This window comes from Lutibacter sp., assembly GCF_033723435.1.
GTDB lineage: Bacteria > Bacteroidota > Bacteroidia > Flavobacteriales > Flavobacteriaceae > Lutibacter.
The window spans coordinates 15,533-36,763 of the sequence record NZ_JAWVXC010000012.1 but is presented as its reverse complement, the minus strand read 5'-3'; the positions used below and the strand labels follow the sequence as shown (position 1 = coordinate 36,763).

15 protein-coding genes, 1 tRNA gene and 1 rRNA gene are annotated in these 21,231 nt (G+C 28.6%); 15 read left to right on the top strand and 2 right to left on the bottom strand.

The genetic code is table 11. The annotated features are described in order from the left end of the window. From rrf to R3342_RS12930, 4 genes are all read left to right on the top strand, one after another. Nucleotides 1-89: ribosomal RNA gene (gene rrf, locus R3342_RS12945) — 5S ribosomal RNA — on the top strand; the annotation flags it as partial. An 89-nt stretch (nucleotides 90-178) separates the two neighbouring features. Then, nucleotides 179-607, top strand: coding sequence for a DUF6526 family protein (locus tag R3342_RS12940; RefSeq protein WP_318940779.1), 429 nt, complete (start codon nucleotides 179-181; stop codon nucleotides 605-607). Between the two features lie 93 nt (nucleotides 608-700). Further along, a complete protein-coding gene (locus R3342_RS12935) occupies nucleotides 701-1,954 on the top strand; it encodes a Y-family DNA polymerase (RefSeq protein WP_318940778.1) in 1,254 nt (417 codons plus the stop codon). Beyond that, nucleotides 1,945-2,385 carry a translesion error-prone DNA polymerase V autoproteolytic subunit gene (locus tag R3342_RS12930; protein ID WP_318940777.1) on the top strand — a complete coding sequence of 147 codons (441 nt, stop codon included), beginning with the start codon at nucleotides 1,945-1,947 and terminating at the stop codon, nucleotides 2,383-2,385. Before R3342_RS12935 ends, R3342_RS12930 begins: the two co-directional genes overlap by 10 nt. A 124-nt stretch (nucleotides 2,386-2,509) precedes the next feature. Here the strand turns inward: R3342_RS12930 and R3342_RS12925 are convergent, their stop codons facing one another. Beyond that, nucleotides 2,510-3,652, bottom strand: a complete 1,143-nt coding sequence (locus R3342_RS12925; RefSeq protein WP_318940776.1) for an acyl-CoA dehydrogenase — start codon at nucleotides 3,650-3,652, stop codon at nucleotides 2,510-2,512. 156 nt (nucleotides 3,653-3,808) lie between these two features. Continuing rightward, nucleotides 3,809-5,137 carry a pyridoxal phosphate-dependent aminotransferase gene (locus tag R3342_RS12920; RefSeq protein WP_318940775.1) on the bottom strand — a complete coding sequence of 443 codons (1,329 nt, stop codon included), beginning with the start codon at nucleotides 5,135-5,137 and terminating at the stop codon, nucleotides 3,809-3,811. 157 nt (nucleotides 5,138-5,294) lie between these two features. Here R3342_RS12920 and nhaD point away from each other — a divergent pair, with 157 nt between their 5' ends. From nhaD to R3342_RS12865, 11 genes are all read left to right on the top strand, one after another. Continuing rightward, nucleotides 5,295-6,680, top strand: a complete 1,386-nt coding sequence (gene nhaD / locus R3342_RS12915; protein WP_318940774.1) for a sodium:proton antiporter NhaD — start codon at nucleotides 5,295-5,297, stop codon at nucleotides 6,678-6,680. Between the two features lie 67 nt (nucleotides 6,681-6,747). Beyond that, entirely contained in the window at nucleotides 6,748-7,449 is a 702-nt protein-coding gene (locus R3342_RS12910; RefSeq protein WP_318940773.1) for a MotA/TolQ/ExbB proton channel family protein, read from the top strand. Nucleotide 7,450: 1 nt separating this feature from the next. After that, nucleotides 7,451-7,843, top strand: coding sequence for a biopolymer transporter ExbD (locus R3342_RS12905; protein WP_318940772.1), 393 nt, complete (start codon nucleotides 7,451-7,453; stop codon nucleotides 7,841-7,843). A gap of 2 nt (nucleotides 7,844-7,845) precedes the next feature. Further along, nucleotides 7,846-8,691 (top strand): energy transducer TonB, encoded by an 846-nt coding sequence (locus tag R3342_RS12900; RefSeq protein ID WP_318940771.1) that lies wholly within the window; start codon nucleotides 7,846-7,848, stop codon nucleotides 8,689-8,691. A gap of 5 nt (nucleotides 8,692-8,696) precedes the next feature. Next, nucleotides 8,697-9,911, top strand: coding sequence for a folylpolyglutamate synthase/dihydrofolate synthase family protein (locus R3342_RS12895; RefSeq protein ID WP_318940770.1), 1,215 nt, complete (start codon nucleotides 8,697-8,699; stop codon nucleotides 9,909-9,911). A gap of 146 nt (nucleotides 9,912-10,057) precedes the next feature. Next, nucleotides 10,058-10,135 (top strand) — tRNA-Val (locus R3342_RS12890). Between the two features lie 235 nt (nucleotides 10,136-10,370). Further along, a complete protein-coding gene (locus R3342_RS12885; protein WP_318940769.1) occupies nucleotides 10,371-12,884 on the top strand; it encodes a PAS domain S-box protein in 2,514 nt (837 codons plus the stop codon). A gap of 184 nt (nucleotides 12,885-13,068) precedes the next feature. Next, nucleotides 13,069-13,392 carry a YegP family protein gene (locus R3342_RS12880; protein ID WP_318940768.1) on the top strand — a complete coding sequence of 108 codons (324 nt, stop codon included), beginning with the start codon at nucleotides 13,069-13,071 and terminating at the stop codon, nucleotides 13,390-13,392. A gap of 246 nt (nucleotides 13,393-13,638) precedes the next feature. After that, nucleotides 13,639-16,395, top strand: coding sequence for a triple tyrosine motif-containing protein (locus R3342_RS12875; RefSeq protein WP_318940767.1), 2,757 nt, complete (start codon nucleotides 13,639-13,641; stop codon nucleotides 16,393-16,395). A gap of 249 nt (nucleotides 16,396-16,644) precedes the next feature. Beyond that, entirely contained in the window at nucleotides 16,645-19,710 is a 3,066-nt protein-coding gene (locus R3342_RS12870) for a TonB-dependent receptor (protein WP_318940766.1), read from the top strand. Between the two features lie 10 nt (nucleotides 19,711-19,720). Next, entirely contained in the window at nucleotides 19,721-21,214 is a 1,494-nt protein-coding gene (locus R3342_RS12865; RefSeq protein WP_318940765.1) for a RagB/SusD family nutrient uptake outer membrane protein, read from the top strand. The last annotated feature ends 17 nt before the right edge of the window (nucleotides 21,215-21,231 follow it).

Genomic DNA, 21,231 nt, shown 5'->3' with positions numbered 1-21,231 from the left:
GGCTCACCTCTTCCCATACCGAACAGAGAAGTTAAGCCTATCAGCGCAGATGGTACTGCCATTGGTGGGAGAGTATGTCACCGCCTTTCTTTTGAAAACCTTCAACTCTTTTGTTGAAGGTTTTTTTCGTTTTTTATAATTCGTATATTTACCAATATCAATTTTTTAAATTAATATTATGAAACAACAAACTTTTGAAAATCATTCTAAATGGGTATTAGGTTATCATTTAGTAACCTTTTTAGCCATTTTACTACTTATAGTTGGGTCAATAAGAGGATTAATGAAATCATCTGAAGATAATTTATATTCAGCTTCATTATTAGTATTGGTGTCTTTTATTTTGCTATTTATGTTTTATTTTTTAAGAGCTTTTGCATTAAAGGCTCAAGATAGATCTATTAGAGCTGAAGAAAAGTTAAGGTATTTTATTCTTACAGGAAAGCCAATAAGTAACAAGATTACTACTAGACAATTAGTTGGCTTGCGTTTTGCTTCAGACGATGAGTTTGTTGCTTTAGTTGAAAGGGCGGAAAAAGAAAATCTTTCAGAAAAAGAAATAAAAAAGGAAATTAAAATCTGGAAACCAGATATATATCGTGTATAAAAAAGAAAGTGCATAAATAAAAAAATCTACATAATATTATGTAGATTTTTTGTTTCTATTTATAATTGTTAATAAATGCCGTAACTTTAAAACATGTATGCGATTTTAGATTGTAATAGTTTTTATGCATCTTGTCAATGCGCTTTTAACCCTCATTTAAAAGGAAAGCCAATTGTGGTATTATCTAATAATGATGGTTGTGTAATTGCACGAAGTAGTGGAGCAAAAGAATTTGTGCCAATGGGTGCTGAAGCTTTTAAATATACAGATGTTTTTAAAAAGCATAATATTCAAGTATTTTCTTCAAATTATTCTTTATATGGAGATATGAGTACACGAGTTATTAATATTTTGGGAAAATTTGTTTCAAATATTGAAGTATACTCTATAGACGAAGCTTTTTTTAAATTAGATGAAATTGAAATAGAAAATTTAGAAGCTTATGTTTTAAACATTAAAGAAATTATTGAAAAGTGGGTTGGAATACCTGTAAGTATTGGAGTTGCTCCTACAAAATCATTGTCTAAAGTGGCTAATAAAATAGCTAAAAGATATTTTAAAAAAACAAAAGGAGTGTATGTAATTTCAAATGAAGAACAGCAAATTAAAGCGTTAAAATGGACAAAAGTTGAAAACGTTTGGGGAATTGGAAGACGTATTTCAAAACAATTAAAATTTCGAAATATAAATACAGCATATAATTTTACAATGTTATCAGATGAATATGTAAGAAAGAATTTTTCAGTAGTTGGATTACGATTAAAAAAGGATTTATTAGGAACACCTATTATTAAACTTGATGAAATAAAAAGCAAAAGGAGCATTGCTACTACCAGAACTTTTGAATATGCATTAAAAGAGTTTGAACCAATAAAAGAACGTATAGCAACATTTGCTAATACTTGTGCTGAAAAATTAAGAAATCAATATTCCGAATGTAGTTCTTTATACGTTTTTTTAAAAACTAGCACATATGCTAAAACAAAACGAAATATTGGAATTGTTGTGCATTTACCATTTTTTACAAACTCAAGTATAACTATTTGTAATTACGCAATTAAAGGTGTTGAGCAGTTATACAAAAAAGGTTATAATTATAAAAAAGCAGGAGTTATTGTTATGGGTATTAATTCTGAAAAAGAACATCAGTTTTCTTTATTTAATGATGAAAATCCAAAACATAAGACGTTAATGAAAGTTATTGATACACTTAATTTAAAATTTAGAAAGCCTAAAGTTAAGATTGCTAATCAAGATTTAAAAAAAACTTGGAAAATGAAACAAGAACATTTATCTCCAAGATATACTACAGCTATTGATGAAATAATAGAAATAAAATGCCATTAAAGAATAAAAAAAATATTACTATTTACACTCCTAATAAATCTGAATTAGTAAAAAGGCCTGTTGTATATGAAGATATTTCAGCAGGATTTCCTTCTCCTGCCGAAGATTTTAAAGAGGTCCGGATAAGCTTAGATAAAGAATTAATAAAAAATGAAGAAGCAACTTTTTATGCACGAGTAAGAGGAAATTCTATGATAGATGCAAATATTGAAGATGGCGATTTATTAGTTATTGATAGAAGTATTGAAGCCAGAAATGGAAAAGTTGCTGTTTGCATGATTGATGGAGAGTTTACTATTAAAAGGCTTAAAGTTGAAAAGGATTGCGTGTATTTAATGCCTGAAAATGAAAAGTATAAATCAATTAAAGTTACTAAAGATAATGAATTAATAATATGGGGAATAGTAACTTATGTTATAAAAAAAGTGTGATTTGTGAGAGGCTGAAGTAATGTCTTTTGTTTTTTCAAATAAAAAAGGCGCACTAACAATTTTTTATTACTAGTGCGCCAAAATTAATTTGTTAATGTTCTTTGAGAATATTAAAAATAGAAATCTAATCTCTTAAAACACTTCTTGAAATTACAATTTTTTGAATTTCAGACGTACCTTCGTAAATCTGAGTAATTTTTGCTTCTCGCATTAAACGTTCTACATGATATTCTTTTACGTAACCATTTCCTCCATGTATTTGAACCGCTTCGGTAGTTACTTTCATAGCTGTTTCTGCTGCATATAGTTTTGCCATTGCCCCAGATAGGTCGTAATTATTATGATTATCTTTATCCCAAGCAGCTTTTATACATAACATTCTGGCAGCTTCAATTTCAGTAGCCATATCTGCTAATTTAAAAGCAATCGCTTGATGTTCGCTAATTGGTTTTCCAAAGGCTTTTCGTTCTTTTGAATATTGAAGAGCTAATTCGTAAGCACCTGCTGCAATACCTAATGCTTGAGAAGCAATTCCTATTCTTCCTCCAGCTAAAGTTCTCATAGCAAATTTAAACCCAAAACCATCTTCACCAATTCTGTTTTCTTTTGGAACTTTTACATCAGTAAACATTAATGAATGTGTATCGGAACCTCTAATTCCCATTTTATTTTCTTTTGGCCCAATAGAAAAACCTTCCATTCCTTTTTCAACAATAAAAGCATTAATTCCGTGATGGCCTTTTTCTTTATGGGTTTGAGCAATTACCAAATAAACACTAGCACTATTTCCGTTAGTAATCCAGTTTTTAGTACCGTTTAATAAATAGTAATCTCCTTTATCAATAGCTGTAGTATGTTGTGAAGTTGCATCGGAGCCAGCTTCAGGCTCACTTAAACAAAAAGCTCCAATTATTTCGCCTTTAGCAAGTGGTACCAAATATTTTTGTTTTTGTTCTTCAGTTCCGTAAGTTTCTAATCCCCAGCAAACTAAAGAGTTATTTACAGACATAACAACAGATGCAGATGCATCAATTTTAGAAATTTCTTCCATAGCTAATACATATGAAACTGTATCTAAACCACTTCCTCCATACTTAGGATCAACCATCATCCCTAAAAAACCTAATTCTCCCATTTTTTTTACTTGTTCGGCAGGAAAAATTTCTTTTTCATCACGCTCTGTAACCCCAGAAAGTAATTCAGCTTGTGCAAAATCACGAGCCGCATCACGTATCATTATTTGTTCTTCTGTTAAATTAAAATCCATAATTTATAATAGTTTTGTGTGTTTGTTTATTTTTCAACAAATATAAGTTTTTTACAGCTATTTTATTGTGAATTATTTAATATAATAAAAGCGCTATTTTAATTAAAAACTATTTGTTTTTAAGATTTATTATGGATGTTATTTAAGTTATAATTATTAAGAGAAATCTTTATTAAATTGTTGTAATCTATATTCTAAATTTTTAAACTGAGTTGGTTTTGTTTGTGAAACACAAGCTCTAAGTCCTTCAATATGATAGCTGCCTGTTATTTCTAATGAAATTGCTGAAATTCCATAGTATAAAAGACGTTCTAATAATTCGGATCCACTCATGTTTTTATAAGAAAAGGTAAAGTAAAAGCCATCAGCAAGTATTTTATCTTCATCTTTATCATAGACAATAGTAAAACCATTATCTAAAAATAATTTTTTCATGATTTTAGCTCTTCTGCCATATTCTTTAATTAGTTCAACAAAATCAAATTCGCCTGAATTGGCAGCTTTTAACATTGCTGCTAAACCATATTGTGCAGAATGTGTAACTCCTGAAGATAGCGAGTATAAAACTTTATAAATTAAATTGTAACCAAATAATGGATTTCCTAATTCCTCATTTAAAGCATTGTATTTTCTGTTAAAAAGAACATTGCTAATAACCATCATTCCAATTCGTTGACCAGCATTTGAAAATGATTTTGAACTAGAGATTAATAAAATCCAGTTATCGGTGTAATTAGCAACGGTTGGTTGGTAAGGAGCTTGACCCGGTTTGGAATAATCTTTTCGAAAATCCATAGCAAAATAAGCTAAATCTTCTACAACAATTGCATCGTATTTTGTGGCAAGCTTTCCAATAATTTCTAATTCTTTTTCGCTAAAACAAATCCATGAAGGATTATTTGGATTAGAATATATAATGGAATTTATATTTCCTTTTTCTAAATATGAAATAAGCTTTTCTTCTAGGGCTTTTCCTCTATAATTATAAACATCAAAGGTTTCGTATTTTTGATTTAATATTTTTAATTGTTGTTTTTGAACAGGAAAACCAGGATCAATAAATAATACGGTATCTTTTTTTGAATCTAATTTGTTTGCCATTAAAAAAGTTGCAAAAGCGCCTTGCATAGAGCCAACTGTAGGAATACAACCTTTTCTGTCAACATTAATGTTTAAAAAGTTTTTAACAAATAAAGTAATTTCATCTTTTAAATGTGAAACTCCATCAATCATAGGGTATTGTGCTGCAACACCAGCTTTTAAAGCTTTTATTTCAGCGTTCATTCCAATTTCAGGTGGTGTTAAACCAGGAACACCCATTTCCATTCGTATAAATTTTTCTCCAGTTGCTTTTTGAATTTCGTTAACTAAACTTACTAATTCTCTAATAGAAGCAGTTCCAATATTTTTAATGCCAGATTTTTCAATTTTTGATTTTACAGTTTTAAAATCTATAGGTGTATTTTGGGTTTTGGCTAATTCCATTTTAATTAAATTTTAGGTTACAAAATTAAGGAATCTTTTTAAAAAGGATTATGAAATTGATTTATTATAAATTATAAACTATTCAAAAAAAAGAGATTTACAATCCATTTTTAATTACTAGTATTTTTATATATTTAACAAATTTTAAAAACAGCACATGACCGCAATAATTATTATTCTTTTTGTTCTAGGTTATTTAACAATTACATTAGAACATCCTCTTAAATTAGATAAAACAGTTCCAGCATTATTAATGGCCGCATTAATGTGGGCTTTACTAGCTATTGGATTTCATCAAGGTTGGTTTACGTTAATTGATGCTCATGAACACACATTAAGTGTTTTAAATGGCGTTATTAGTGATAAAACGGAAGAAAGTTTCACAAACTTACTATTACATCATTTAGGAAAAACAGCTGAAATATTAATATTTTTAATAGGAGCAATGACTATTGTTGAAATCATTGATTTGCATCGTGGTTTTGAAATTTTAAAAGGTTGGGTTAAAACGAAATCTAAAACTAGACTTTTATGGATTATATCTATTTTAGCTTTCTTTTTATCTGCAGTAATTGATAACTTAACAGCAACTATTGTTTTAATTACCTTATTAAGAAAATTAGTTAAAAATAGAAATGAGAGAATTTGGTTTGCAGGTTTAATTGTTATTGCTGCAAATGCAGGAGGAGCTTGGTCGCCAATTGGTGATGTAACTACAACCATGTTATGGATTGGTAAACGTACTTCAGCAGCTCATTTAGTAGAACGATTATTTTTACCATCATTAGTTAATTTAGTGGTTCCAGTGTTATTAGCATCATTTTTCTTACCAGTTTTTAAAGGAAATATTGAAATAGAAGAAACAAGTAAAGAAGAATTAGATTCTGAGAAATTGTTAAGTAGTAGAACAATGTTATTTTTAGGATTAGGAATGATATTGTTTGTTCCAGTATTTAAAACAGTAACTCATTTACCTCCATATTTAGGAATGATGTTAGGATTAGGTGTAGTTTGGTTAGTGTCTGAATTTATACATCCTGAAGAGGATTTCTCGGAAGAGAAAAAACATTTATATTCCGCACATAAGGCATTATCACGAATTGAAATGTCCAGTATCTTATTTTTCTTAGGAATTTTAATGGCTGTATCCGCTTTAGAATCTATTGTTTATGGTTCTATTAATGGTGAAGCTATGGGTTCATTACGTTATTTAGCTGAAGTTTTAAATAGTGCAATTCCAAATCAAAGTATTGTAATATCATTATTAGGTGTTTTATCTGCAATTATAGATAACGTTCCTTTAGTAGCGGCATCTATGGGTATGTATAATGCACCAATAGATGCAAGTATTTGGCATTTAATTGCATATGCAGCAGGTACAGGAGGAAGTATGCTTATTATTGGTTCTGCAGCTGGTGTTGCAGCTATGGGAATGGAAAAAATAGATTTTATTTGGTATATGAAAAAAATATCGTGGTTAGCAGTTATTGGCTATGGACTAGGGTATTTGCTATTACTTTTTATGGAATCTTTAAAATTTTAATAAAAGCAAACTACAATTTAACTTTAAAAAATACGTTTCTTATTAAGTTAACTTAAAAAGGAAAAATATGCTTGTTGCAATACAACAGAAAGTTGAAGCTGCTAAAAATTTATTAGAAAACTCCCAATCACAAGAAAAAACACTATCCATATATAAACTTATAATGGATGGCGGAATTGGTGGGCAAATTATTATTGCAATATTATTATTGTTATTAATTGTTGCGCTATATATATATTTTGAACGATTTTTTACAATTAAAGCAGCTACTAAAACGGATAGCGATTTTATGAATAAAATTAGAGATCACGTTTCTCATGGTAAAATTGAATCTGCAAAAGTATTATGCGCACAAGTTAATTCTCCCGCTGCAAGGCTAGTAGAAAAAGGAATTTCAAGAATAGGCAAACCCTTAGAAGATATTAATACTGCAATTGAAAATGCTGGTCGTTTAGAAATTTATAGATTAGAGAAAAATGTAAGTGTTTTAGCAACTATTGCTGGAGCAGCACCAATGTTAGGGTTTTTAGGAACAGTAATTGGGATGATTGTTGCTATACATCAAATTGCAAATGCAGGTGGTCAATTAGATATTAAAATGCTTTCAGACGGGCTTTATACAGCAATGACAACTACAGTTGCGGGATTAATTGTGGGTATTATTTCCTATATTCAATACAATCATTTAGTGGTAAAAACGGATAAAGTGATGTATGAAATGGAAGCAAAATCGGTAGAATTTTTAGATTTACTAAACGAACCTGTTTAATATGAAAATTAAAGGAAGAAATAAAGTAAATCCAAATTTCAATATGTCTTCAATGACAGATATTGTTTTTTTGTTACTTATCTTTTTTATGATAACTTCTACATTAGTTACCACTAGTGCACTTGATATTTTATTGCCAAAAGCAAATGGTAAAACGGAAAATAGAAAATCGGTATCTGTAAGCATAACTAAAAATTTGACTTTTTATATTGACACTAAAAAGGTGAGTGAAAATCAATTGGAAAATAAATTACTTGCTGTATTATCAAAAAAAGAGAGTCCAACTATTGTGCTAAGAGCAGCAGAAGGTGTTCCTATTGAAAAAGCTGTGAAAGTAATGGATATTGCAAATAGAAATAGGTTTAAAGTAATTTTAGCAGTTAGGCCAAAATAAATATGTCAAATCTTTTAAACACAAAAGAAAAGAGAAAATCGGCAATCATTACAACTTTTATAATGATTACAATCCTTTTTGCTATGTTTTATGTCGGGCTAAGTTATTTAGATCCACCAGAAGAATTTGGGATTGCTTTAAATTTTGGAACATCAAATGTTGGTAAAGGTAATTTCCAACCAAAGCAAGCTGCAAAACCTGTTGTTAAAAAAAGCATTCCTCAAGAAGAAGTTAAAAGCGAACAAAAAGCAACAGAACAAAAAGTAGTTGCAACCGAAAAAGTAATTACACAAAACACAGAAGATGCTATTGCAATAAAAAAGCAACAAGAAGCTAAAAAGAAAGCAGAAGCTATTGCAAAAAAAGAAAGAGATCGACAAGAAGCTATTGCTAAACAAAAAGCGGAAGAAGAAGCTAAAAAGCAAAAATTAGATGCTTTAATAGGAGGTATTAATAATGCGGAAGGAAAATCAACATCAGGTGAAGGTGACGATAATCAATCGGGAGATAAAGGTAAAATAACTGGAAACCCAAATGTAAACGGATATTATGGTAATGGAGGATCTGGAGGTAATGGAGATTATTTTTTAGGGAATAGAAAACCAACAAATAAACCAAAACCTAAGTATATTTGTAACGAAGAAGGTTTGGTGGTTGTAGAAATTAAAGTGGACGTTCACGGAAATGTTATAAAAGCAGTTGCTGGAATTAAAGGTTCAACAAATACAGCAGATTGTTTAGTGTCACAAGCAAAAGCTGCAGCATTAAAAACAAAATGGCAACCAGATGCAAAAGCTCCTTCTCAACAAACTGGATATATAAAATACAGGTTTAAGCTAGCACAATAAAATTAATGAATTACAAAAATACTTTAGATTGGATGTTTTCTTGTCTTCCAATGTACCAAAGACAAGGAAAAACTGCCTTTAAAAAAGATTTAACCAATAGTATTTTACTATCCAATCAGCTAAATAATCCTGAAAAAAAGTTCAAAAGTATTCATGTAGCAGGAACAAATGGAAAAGGGTCTACAAGTCATATGATTGCTTCGGTTTTACAAGAGGCAGGTTATAAAGTAGGTTTATACACTTCTCCCCATTTAAAAGATTTTAGAGAGCGAATTAAAATTAATGGACAGCCAATTAAAAAAATGGAAGTTATTAATTTTGTTAAGAACAATAAATCGTTTTTTGAAAACCACAAGCTTTCCTTTTTTGAAATGACTGTGGGTTTGGCATTTAATTCTTTTGCTAAACATAATGTTGATATTGCAGTTGTTGAAGTTGGTTTAGGAGGAAGGTTAGATTCAACCAATATAATAACTCCAGTAGTTTCTGTAATTACCAATATAGGTTTAGATCATACACAATTTTTAGGCGAAACTTTACCTGAAATTGCCTTTGAAAAAGCAGGGATTATTAAACCTGAAATTCCGGTAGTTATTGGCGAAAACCAAAAAGAAGTTATGACTGTTTTTAAAAAAACAGCAAAAGAAAATAAAACAGAACTGCATTTAGCATCTCAGCTAAAAATCAATTTAAAAACCGATTTAAAGGGGAATTACCAAAATCAAAATTTAAAAACAGCACTTCAAACTATAACTATTTTAAAAGATAATAATTTTATAATTTCTGATGAAAACATTAAGGAGGGGTTGTTAAATGTGGTACCAAATACTGGATTATTGGGGCGATGGCAAATTCTTAATAAATCTCCAAAAATTATTTGCGATACAGGGCATAATAAAGAAGGTTTACAATATGTTATGAAACAATTATCTGAAGAAAATTTCCATACTTTACATATTGTTTTTGGGGTTGTTAATGATAAAGACTTAGAATCAATTTTACCATTGTTTCCAAAAAATGCTATTTATTATTTTTGTAAACCAAATATACCTAGAGGTTTAGATGAAACTAAATTGCAACAACAATGTAAACCTTATCATTTATTTGGAAATAGCTATACTTCAGCTAACGAAGCTTTGAAGGCTGCTAAAGATAACGCAAATAAAAATGATGTTATTTTTGTTGGAGGTAGCACCTTTGTAGTAGCTGAAATTGTTTGATTACCTATTAAATTCAAATAAATTACTTAATTTAAAGATTTTGAATGTTTTAATTCAGTATCTTTTTTTAATAGTAAAATAATTTCATTTTTTTTTTAAAAAGCTTTGTGTAATAACTTTGCAAGTTATATATTTGCATCCGCTAAGGGCAATTAGCTCAGTTGGTTCAGAGCACCTCGTTTACACCGAGGGGGTCGGGGGTTCGAATCCCTCATTGCCCACCAAAGTTTAAGCTTCCAGAAATGGAAGCTTTTTTTATGCTTTTATTTTTATAATAATATCATAAGTTTATCGTATTTATGTACAATCTCTAAGTGATGATTAAGGGAAATTTATTGTTGAGTGTTACAAATGTTACAAACAATATAGTTATACATGATATTTTTGATGCTTTAGAGGGCCGAAATAAAATAGTATTTATTGGTTTTTCCTGATATTTAAGAGGAGTAAATAAGGTGTATGAAGGATATAGTAAAAGAAAATTTAAAGCTTAAAGAAGAGATATTAAATTTTAAAAAGAGACAGAGGCTTGAACATGCTCTAGATTTACAACGATTGTTTGGTCAACTTCTTATTAGAGTTGATAACGAAAAACACCTGTTTCAGGATATATGTAAAATCATAGTTCAAAAGGGTAAATATAAACTTGCATGGATTGGTTTTGCTATGGACAACAAAACAATATCTCCAGTAGCATCCTCAGGTTTTGAAAATGGCTACCTAAATAATATCAAAATAAGTTGGGGAGATGATAAGTATAGTGGAGGACCAACTGGACAAGCTATAAAAACTGGAAAGTATTTTGTAATGCAGGATATTATTAATAACCCTAAATTTAAACCTTGGAAAACTGCAGCAATTAATAATGGGTTTAAATCTTCAATAGCTTTACCTTTAATTATTAATAATACAGTTATTGGGGCTATTAATATCTATTCAGATCAAGATAATGCTTTTGATGAAGAAGAAATAAAAATTCTTTTACGATCTGCACAAGATTTATCAATGGGAATATCAAACATACGACAGAGAATAAAGATTGATTTACAAACAGCAGAATTAAAAAAATCTAAAGAAGTAATTGCAGAAAGTGAAGAAAAATATAGAGCAATTGTAGAAAACACTTCAGAATGGATTTGGGAATTAGACAAAAAAGGCATAATTACCTATAGTAATTCAGTTGTAGAGCAAATTTTGGGATACTCGAATGTTGATATAATAGGAAAAAATAATTTTTCATTAATTCAGAAAGTTGACAGAAATAGAATTCTAAATATTTTTTTGAAAAAAGTAAAACAAAAGGAAGGTTGGAAAAATTTAGAACTAAGATGGATTCATAAAGATGGTAGTTGTAGGCACCTTGAAAGCAGTGCTATTCCGATATTAGATAAAGAAGGAGTATTTAAAGGATTTAGAGGAATAAATAGAGATATAACTGAGCGAAAACAAAAGGATGCTGAAAATAAAAAACTTTCAACAGTAGTTGAACAAAGTGCAAATACAATTATAATTACAGATGTAAATGGTAAAATAGAATATGTAAATCCCAGATTTACAGAAGTGTTAGGTTATACAGCTAAAGAAGTTATTGGAAAATTTCCTAGAATTTTAAAGTCTGGAAAACACCCAAAAGAATTCTATAGTGAACTTTGGAAAACAATAAAATCTGGAAAAATATGGAAAGGGGAATTTCAAAATAAAGCAAAAAATGGTGATTTGTTTTGGGAGCAAGCAACTATAACTCCTATAAAAAATGATGAAGGTAAAATAATAAATTTTTTATCAATCAGGGAAGATATTACCATTCAAAAAGAAGCTGAAAAAAAATTAAAAAAAGCTTTGGCTAAAGCCGAAGAGTCAGATAAACTTAAATCAGCATTTTTAGCTAATATGAGCCATGAGATTAGAACACCAATGAATGGAATAATTGGTTTTTCTGAATTTTTATTAAAACCAAATTTATCAGAGAGCAAAAGACAAGAGTTTGCCAATGTTGTAATTAAAAGTAGTAAACAACTTTTAGCAATTGTGAATGACATATTGGATATTTCAAAAATTGAGGCAGGAGCTATACAACTTAATTATGAAAGTGTTAATATTAACAAACAATTAGATGATTTATATGCTTTTTATCAACCCATAGCGAAAGAAAATAATTTAAAATTATTTTATAAAAAAGGATTAGAAAATAATAAAAGTATAATTGATATTGATAAAACAAAACTTAATCAAATATTAAGAAACTTATTATCAAACGCATTTAAATTTACAACAGAAGGAAGCATTGAGTTTGGCTATCAATTAGTTGACAATAATTTGCAATTTTATGTAAAAGATACTGGAGTAGGTGTTGATAAGGAGTTTAAAAATAATATTTTTGATAGATTTTCTCAGGGTAAACGTAAAATAAATAAACTTAAATCAGGAACCGGACTTGGTTTGGCAATTTCTAAAAATTTTGTGGAATTATTTAACGGAAAAATTTGGTTTACAACTGGGGATAATGGAACTACAATGAATTTTACAATTCCTTATATTAAGGAAAACAAAAATAAGCCAATACTTACTGCTTTTATTAAAGAAGAAAGAGGAGAAGCTCAAGTAGAACATAAACAAATAACAATTTTAGTTGCTGAAGATGAAGATTATAATATGATGTACTTAAATGAACTATTCTCAAAAACAAATTTTGAAATTATTGAGGCAAGTAACGGGAAACAAGCCGTTAAATTGTTTGAAAAACATCCTGAAATAGATATAGTATTAATGGATATTCAAATGCCTGTTATGGATGGAAATCAAGCTATGAAAGAAATAAGAAGAAAAAGTCATTCATTGCCTATAATAGCTATTTCAGCTTTTGCGATGGAATCAGATAAAAAAAAGGCTTTAGAGGATGGGTTTAGTGAATACTTGTCTAAACCAATAGATAGAAAATTACTATTTAATATACTTAACAAGTATTCCTATTAAGTTAAAGAACTTTAAATTCTAATAGTAAAAGGTAATACAAATTTTCCATAAAATTAGTTGATATTAATATTTAATTCCAATTCAAAAAATGATAGAGAATTAATTATTTTTTTAACAAATGATTATTTTTATTATATTTAGGAGTACATAAAGTATGTAGGTTTAACTTTTAAAAAATAAATAAATGGCAAAATTTGAAATTTACACAGACAAAAGAGGAGAGTTTAGGTTTAGATTAAAAGCTAGCAATGGGCAAGCTATATTAGCAAGCGAAGGTTATAAAGCTAAATCAGGATGTACTAATGGAATAGAATCTGTTAGAAAAAACTCTCAAAAGGATAGTAATTATGAAAGATTACAATCAAAAAATGGTAAACCATATTTTAATTTGAAAGCTTCAAATGGGCAAGTAATTGGAACTAGCGAAATGTATGAATCTACTAGTGGAATGGAAAATGGAATAGCTTCAGTTAAGAAAAATGCACCAAATGCAGAAATTTCTGAATAATTAATAATATTAAGAAGTAAAAAGTATTACTTAAGTTTAAAAGTTCCCTTTTTTGGGAACTTTTTTATTTTAATAACCTTTTTAAAACATTAAAAACATTAAATCAAATTTCAACTTTATAGCTATTAAATTTTTTTATATTTGATAAATACTAAAAATGGTAATTATTGTATTAACTAATTTTTATTTTAAGTGAAATTAAAAACGCACACACTTTTTTTTCTTGTTTTTTTAGGATTTAATTTGTTGAAAGCTCAAGAAATACCTCCAATTGAAAATTATTATCCAGAGGATTATAAAGCTGAAAATCAAAATTGGTCAATATCACAAACCGAAGATAATTATATTTATATAGCTAATAATAAGGGTTTACTTGAATATAATGGTGCTAATTGGCAATTATATCCTTCACCAAATAATACTATTATTAGAGCAGTAAATGTTATTGGAGATAAAATTTATACAGGTAGTTATATGGAATTTGGCTACTGGCAGAAGGATATATATGGACATCTACAATACACATCATTAAGTAATAATTTAAAAGAACCTTTAAAAGAAGATGAGCAATTTTGGAATATTATTGAGCTTGATAATTGGATATTGTTTCAATCGTTAAACAGAATTTACATTTTTAATACAGTTAATAAATCTTTTAAAGTTATTGAATCCAAAACCTTATTAACTAAAATTTTTAAGGTTAATGATCATATTTATTTTCAAAAAATTAACGATGGAATTTATAAAATTGAAAAAGGAAAAGCCGTTTTAGTAACTAATGATAAAATTGTTAAAAGCAATACGTTAGTTAATATTTTTTATGAAAATAATGCACTATTAATTCAAACTCAGAATAAAGGTTTTTATAGTTTTAAAAATGATAAACTAACTTCTTGGAACACAAAGGCAAATAGTATAATTTCTAAATATAGTGTTTATAGTAGTTTAAAACTTAGAGATGGTTCATTTGCACTTGGTACTATTTCAAATGGAGTTGTTCAAATAAATAAAAATGGAGATGTTCTAAATATTATTAATCAAGAGAAAGGATTAATTAATAATACGGTATTAAGCATGTTTGAAGATACTAATCATAATTTATGGTTGGGTTTAGATAATGGTATAAGTGTTATTAATTACAATTCGCCTTTTAGTGTTTACAATGATTTAAAAGGAAATATAGGAACTGTATACGCATCTATTGTTTACAACGGAAATATTTATTTGGGAACTAATCAAGGTTTATTTTATAAAAAAATAGACTCTAATGAAGATTTTAAATTTATTAAAAATACTAATGGACAAGTTTGGTGTTTAAAAAGGTACTATAACACATTATTTTGTGGACATAATTTAGGAACTTTTATTATAAAAGGTAATAGTGCAAACTTGATTTCAACGGTTATGGGAACCTGGGATATTAAACCGGTAAAGTCTAATCCAAATTTGCTTATGCAAGGAAATTATGATGGTTTAACAGTTTTAATAAAAGAAAATAATAAATGGAAGTTTAGAAATAAATTAAAAAATTTTGATATTTCCAGTAAGTTTTTCGATTTTATATCAGATAATGAATTGTTTGTTAGCCATGAATATAAAGGAGTATTTAAGCTAAAATTAGATGACAATTACATCAAGGTTTTAAGCTATAAAACAGAAAAAAGCATTCCTAAAGGGTTGAAATCTAGTATTGTAAATTATAATAATAACTTATATTATACTTATAAAGAAGGTGTTTTTAAATATAATAAAAAAACACAAAAATTTTCTAAAGATAAAATATTAACCAAAAAGTTATTTGATAATGATACTTATTTATCAGGAAAATTAATTGAAGACATTAGTACAAATACTTTATGGGGTTTTACTAATAAAAGCATTTTATTCTTTTCTCATGGAGAGCTAAATGAAGAACTTCAAGCAACTAAAATTTCAATTCCATCAAACTTACGTAAAAATATTCCTGGATATGAAAATTTAGCCTATTTAAATAATCGTAAATATTTGTTTGGAACTTCAAATGGTTACGTAATTATTGATTTAAATAAAGTTGTAGATAAACCATATAAAATTAAAATTAATTCAATTGATAAAAGCACTATAGCAGGAAATAAAACACCTGTTAAATTAAATGGAATAACTAATTTTAGTTCTAAAGAAAATAGTATTTATTTTAAATATAGTGTGCCTGATTTTGATAAGTATGAGGAAGTTAATTACCAATATAAATTAGAAGGGTTATATAATGGTTGGAGCAATTGGACAACAAATTCTGAAGTATCATTTAAAAACTTATCATTTGGAGATTATACTTTTATAGTAAAAGCACAAATAGGCAACAAGTATTCAATTAATAATGCAAGCTATTCATTTACTATAAATCGTCCATGGTTTATTAGTAATCTATTTATAGCGATTTATGTTTTATTATTGCTGTTACTTTTATATACCATTCATATTTTATACAAACGGCATTACACAAAACAGAAGAAAAAATTATTAGAAAAACAACAACAGCAGTTTACTTTATCTCAGCTTGAAAATGATAAAGTAATAATGAAATTAAGAAATGATCAGTTGCGTCAAGAAGTTCAAAGTAAAACACGTGAATTATCTGCCTCAACAATGAATATTATTAAGAAGAATGAAATTCTTAATACTATAAAAGATGAACTATTAAAGGTAAAGGATAATGCAAACATTAAACCAGTAATTACTATTATAAATAAACATTTAAGTCATAAGGATGATTGGAATACCTTTCAGAAAGCATTTAACAATGCAGACAGTGATTTTTTAAAGAAAATAAAATCACTACACCCCAATTTAACACCAAATGATTTAAAACTGTGTGCTTACCTCAGATTGAACTTATCATCAAAAGCAATAGCTCCACTTTTAAACATTTCACCACGTAGTGTTGAAATAAAAAGGTATAGACTCCGTAAAAAGATGGATTTATCTCATTCAAAAAGTCTTGTTGAGTATATTTTACAAATTTAATAATTGCAGCATTTTAACAATTTACCTCAACAATACCTCAACAATAACGGTTTCGAAAGCTTAAATATTTAATTTATTTTGTAACGTTTATTATAAAAATGTTAAGCTATATAAGCTATTTAGCTCTCTTAATATATGTTTTACGTATTCACTTTATTTCTGTATGTTTATTATATAGGTTAAATTTTTGTTAAGAAACTGCTAAGTAAGTAGTTTTAATAAAATTTAATTCAAATTAATCTTATCTATATGAAATCTATTGTTTTATCAATTTTTTTAAGTTTAGTAGGTATTGTTGTATCTGCACAAACTTTCGAAATTAAGGGAACTGTAGCAGATGCTGATGGAATGCCTTTACCAGGTGTTTCTATTGTTGTAAAAAATACAACTAAAGGTGCTTCTACAGATTTTGAAGGAAATTTTACAATAACTAAAGTAAATAAGGGAGAAATTCTAATATTCTCTTATTTAGGGTACGTAACCAAAGAAGTTACCATTACAAATGCTAATACTTTAAATGTCCAATTAAATGAAGACACACAGAGTTTAGATGAAGTTGTGGTTATTGGTTATGGAACTCAAAAAGTGAGTAAAATTTCTGGGTCAGTTTCAACAGTTAACCAAAAAAACGTTGAACTATTAAAACCAGTAAGGGCTGAAGAGGCTTTGCAAGGACAAGCAGCTGGTGTAAATGTTATTTCAAACGGTTCACCAGGATCTAAGCCTACCGTTTTAATTAGAGGTATTCCATCATATACAGGAACGGATCCATTAGTAGTTATTGATGGTGTTTCTCAAACTTTGGATGATTTAAACTCACTTAATCCATCAGATATTCAGTCCATAAATGTATTAAAAGATGCTGCTTTGTCAGCAATTTATGGAGTAAAAGGAGGAAATGGTGTAATCGTTGTTAAAACAAAATCTGGTAAAAGAAATTCTAAAGCAAGTTTTAGTTTTGATTCTTCATATGGAGTTCAAAAAGTAGCTAATATAATTGATGTATTAAATGCTAGTGAATATGCAGCTATTTTAAATGAAGCAAGTTCTAATGCTGGTGAAGGATTAATTTTTAATGATATTTCAAATTTTGGTTCAGGCACAAACTGGCAAAAAGAAGTTTTAGTTGACGCTCCAATTAGTGTTAATAATTTTACTGCTTCAGGAGGTAGTGAAAGTACTTCTTATTATTTATCCGCAGGATATCTTCAGCAAGAAGGTGTTGTTGGGGGAGGAGATAAATCATTTTTTAATAGAGCCAATTTTACAGCTAACTTTAATACGAGTATAACAGATAAAGTTACATTTATTGTAAATACTAATTATGCTAATATTAAAAATAGTAATTTATCGGAAAACAATATAACAAGTGTACTTTCAAATGCATTAAATTTTGATCCTACAGTTTCACCATACGATGCAAACGGTAATTTTGGAACAAGTTCAACAATTACGCAAGAAATTAGAAATCCTTTAGCATTAATTGATAATACATATAATGAAGGAAAAACAAACAAACTTACGGGTAAATTAGAATTACAATATGATTTGTTAGATAATTTAAAAATTACTTCAAGATATGGTTATACGTATGTAGATGTTTATGGTAAAAATTTCTCACCATTAGTGTTTTATGGAATAGGACATAACGCTACTAATGCAAATCCTGATTTATCACCAATTGTAACTGTAGATGGAGATGGTAATGAAACTTCAACTCATAGTAGAGTTTCAGAATCTAAAACTAACTATTTTAATTTCACCTATGAATTATATGGAAACTTTAACTTTAAAATTAAAGAAGATCATAATTTTGAAACAGTTTTAGGTATTTCAATTGCTAAAAGCACAGGAGATAATATTACTGCAAATGCTGTTGATATTCCTTTTAATTCATGGGATTATGCCGATGTAAGTTCTGCAACTGGAGATCCTAAATCTCAGACTTCTAGTTCATGGCAATATAAAAACAGAAATATTTCTTATTTCTCAAGAATTAATTATGATTATAAAGGTAAATATTTAGCTTCATTTACTGGAAGAGCTGATGGATCAACTAGTTTTGGTAAAAATAATAAATTTGCCTTTTTCCCTTCAGCATCTTTAGGTTGGGTAGTTTCAAATGAAGACTTTTTCAAGTCTAATACTATAAGTTATTTAAAATTAAGAGGAAGTTATGGTTCTGTAGGTAATGATAATATTAGCCCACAATTTTCAACTATTTCAACATTTCCAAAGTATACATTTGATGGTACTATAGTTAGCGGATCTACCTTATATTCTATCCCTAATAATAACGTTTCTTGGGAAAATCAAGTTCAATATAATGCAGGTTTTGATATTAAATTATTTGATAGTAAAGTAAGTTTAACCGCAGATTATTTCCAAAAAACGGTTGATGATTTACTGTTCAACCCAACACTATCATTATATTTAGGAACACCAGCTTACCCAGCGTCAAATATTGGAAAAACAAAAAGTTATGGTATTGATGCTACTTTAGGCTTTAATAATACTTTTTCTGATGATTTTAATGTAAATACTACCTTTAGTTTTACCACCTCTACCAATAAAGTTGAAAAAATAAATAATGGAGATAAATTTATTTGGGGTGCAGGTTATGGAATTCCTTATACTACTTTAACTCGTTTTGAAGAAGGATTTTCTCCAGGATATTTCTATGGATATAAAACAGATGGAATATTTCAAAACCAAAGTGAAATTGATGCTCATGCAACTCAAGATGGAGCGCAACCAGGAGATATTCGTTATGCAGACATAAATAATGATGGCGTTATTGATGCTAATGATCGAACCAAAATTGGAGATCCATTTCCAAGTTTTACTTTAGGTTGGAATCTATCTTTAGATTATCATAATTTCGATTTCAATGTGTTTACATACGCATCAGTTGGAGGAGATATTTATAGAGCTTATGAAAGAAATTTAAACTATACCAATCGATTTTCATCTACTTTAGATAGATGGACAGGACCAGGAACAAGTAATAGTGAACCAAGAGTAACTTTTGTGGATACTAATAATAACTTAAGAGCATCTGACAGATATGTTGAAGATGGAAGCTTTGTTAAAATTAAAAATGTCCAAATAGGATATACTTTGCCAAGTTCATTTTATAAAGTTACCGGATTTACTAAAATTAGAATATATACTCAAGTAAAAAATGCATTTACTTTCACAAAATATTCTGGATATGACCCTGAAATATCATCTGGTGTTTTAGATACAGGAATTGATAGAGGAACTTATCCTCAACCAAGGATTTTTTCATTAGGTGTAAATGTTAAATTTTAAAAGTAAGAAAATGAAATTTTTTAAACAATTAACAATTTTAAGCGTACTAGCATTTTTGGCTCCGTCATGTACTAGTTACGTTGATTATAATCCAAAAGAGAACTATGAAATTACTTCAGATGTATATTTTCAGTCTGCTGACGATTATGAAGCTGCAGTAGTAGGAGTTTATGACCCATTACAATGGACATATCTTAATGTATTAATTGGAGATATAGCATCAGACAATTCATTAAGTGGCGGAGAAAGTGCTACAGATGTTGTTGGGTTGCAAAACATTGATAATATGACTCAAAGACCAAATAATGATAATTTAACTTCTATTTGGAAATGGTTATATGAAGGAGTTAATAGGGCCAATTATTTAGAGGAAAATAAAAATAAATTAGACTTTGATAATAAAGAAGAACTTTATGGAGAAGTATATTTTTTAAGAGCTTACTACTATTTTCAGTTAGTTAAATTCTTTGGTGATGTGCCATTATTTACTACCTCAAGATTATCTGCAACAGATTCAGGAACCTTACAAAGGTCTCCAAAAAGTGATGTGTATGCTCAAATTGAGACAGACCTATTAAACGCAATTAATGTATTGCCAACTACACAAGCTCAAAAAGGAAGAGTTACAAAATACGCTGCGGAAGCTCTTTTAGGAAAAGTGTATTTATTTGAAGCAGGTGATGACGATTCATCCCCATATCTTGCTAAAGCAGCTAATATTCTTGAAAATGTAATTGGCGTTTATAGTTTAGTTCCTGATTATGGATCTCAATTTTTAAAATCGGGGGAAAACGGTTTAGAGTCTGTATTTGAAATACAATATACAAACACTTCTGATTGGTACGATTGGGGTTATGTGCCTCAAGGAACTGAAGGTAATTTTGGAGTAATCCACAATGGGCCAAGAGCATATTCAGGACCATTATACGCTTCAGGATGGAGTTTTAATATACCAACACAAGATTTATATAATTCATTTGAAGATGGAGATACTCGTAGAGATGCTTCCATATTAAATATGGTGAAATTTGCGGAAGATAATGCTGACTATAATAATGGAGCAGGAGTTTCTTATGCAGAAGGTTATAAGCATACAGGTTATTATAACAATAAATATATTCCTAGAGCTGGTGAAAGTGGAGCTCAAACAGAATTGAACTATTTAAATAATTACAGAGCAATTAGATATGCCGATGTGTTATTAATGGCAGCAGAAGCAAATATTCGTTCAGGATTAAGTGATTCAAAAGCTCAAAATTATTTAAATCAAGTTAGAGATAGAGCTTTTGGAGATACTGCTCATAGAGTTACAGCAACAAAACAAGCTATTTGGGATGAGCGAAATTTCGAACTTTCAATGGAAGGTCAGCGTTTCTTTGATTTAGTTAGAACAGGTCAGGCTGCTGATAAAATTAACGGTTTTGTTACAGGTAAAAATGAAGTATTTCCAATTCCTCAGCAAGAGGTTGATATTTCAGGTTTAACTCAAAACCAAGGATATTAAAATTAAAAATTAAAAAC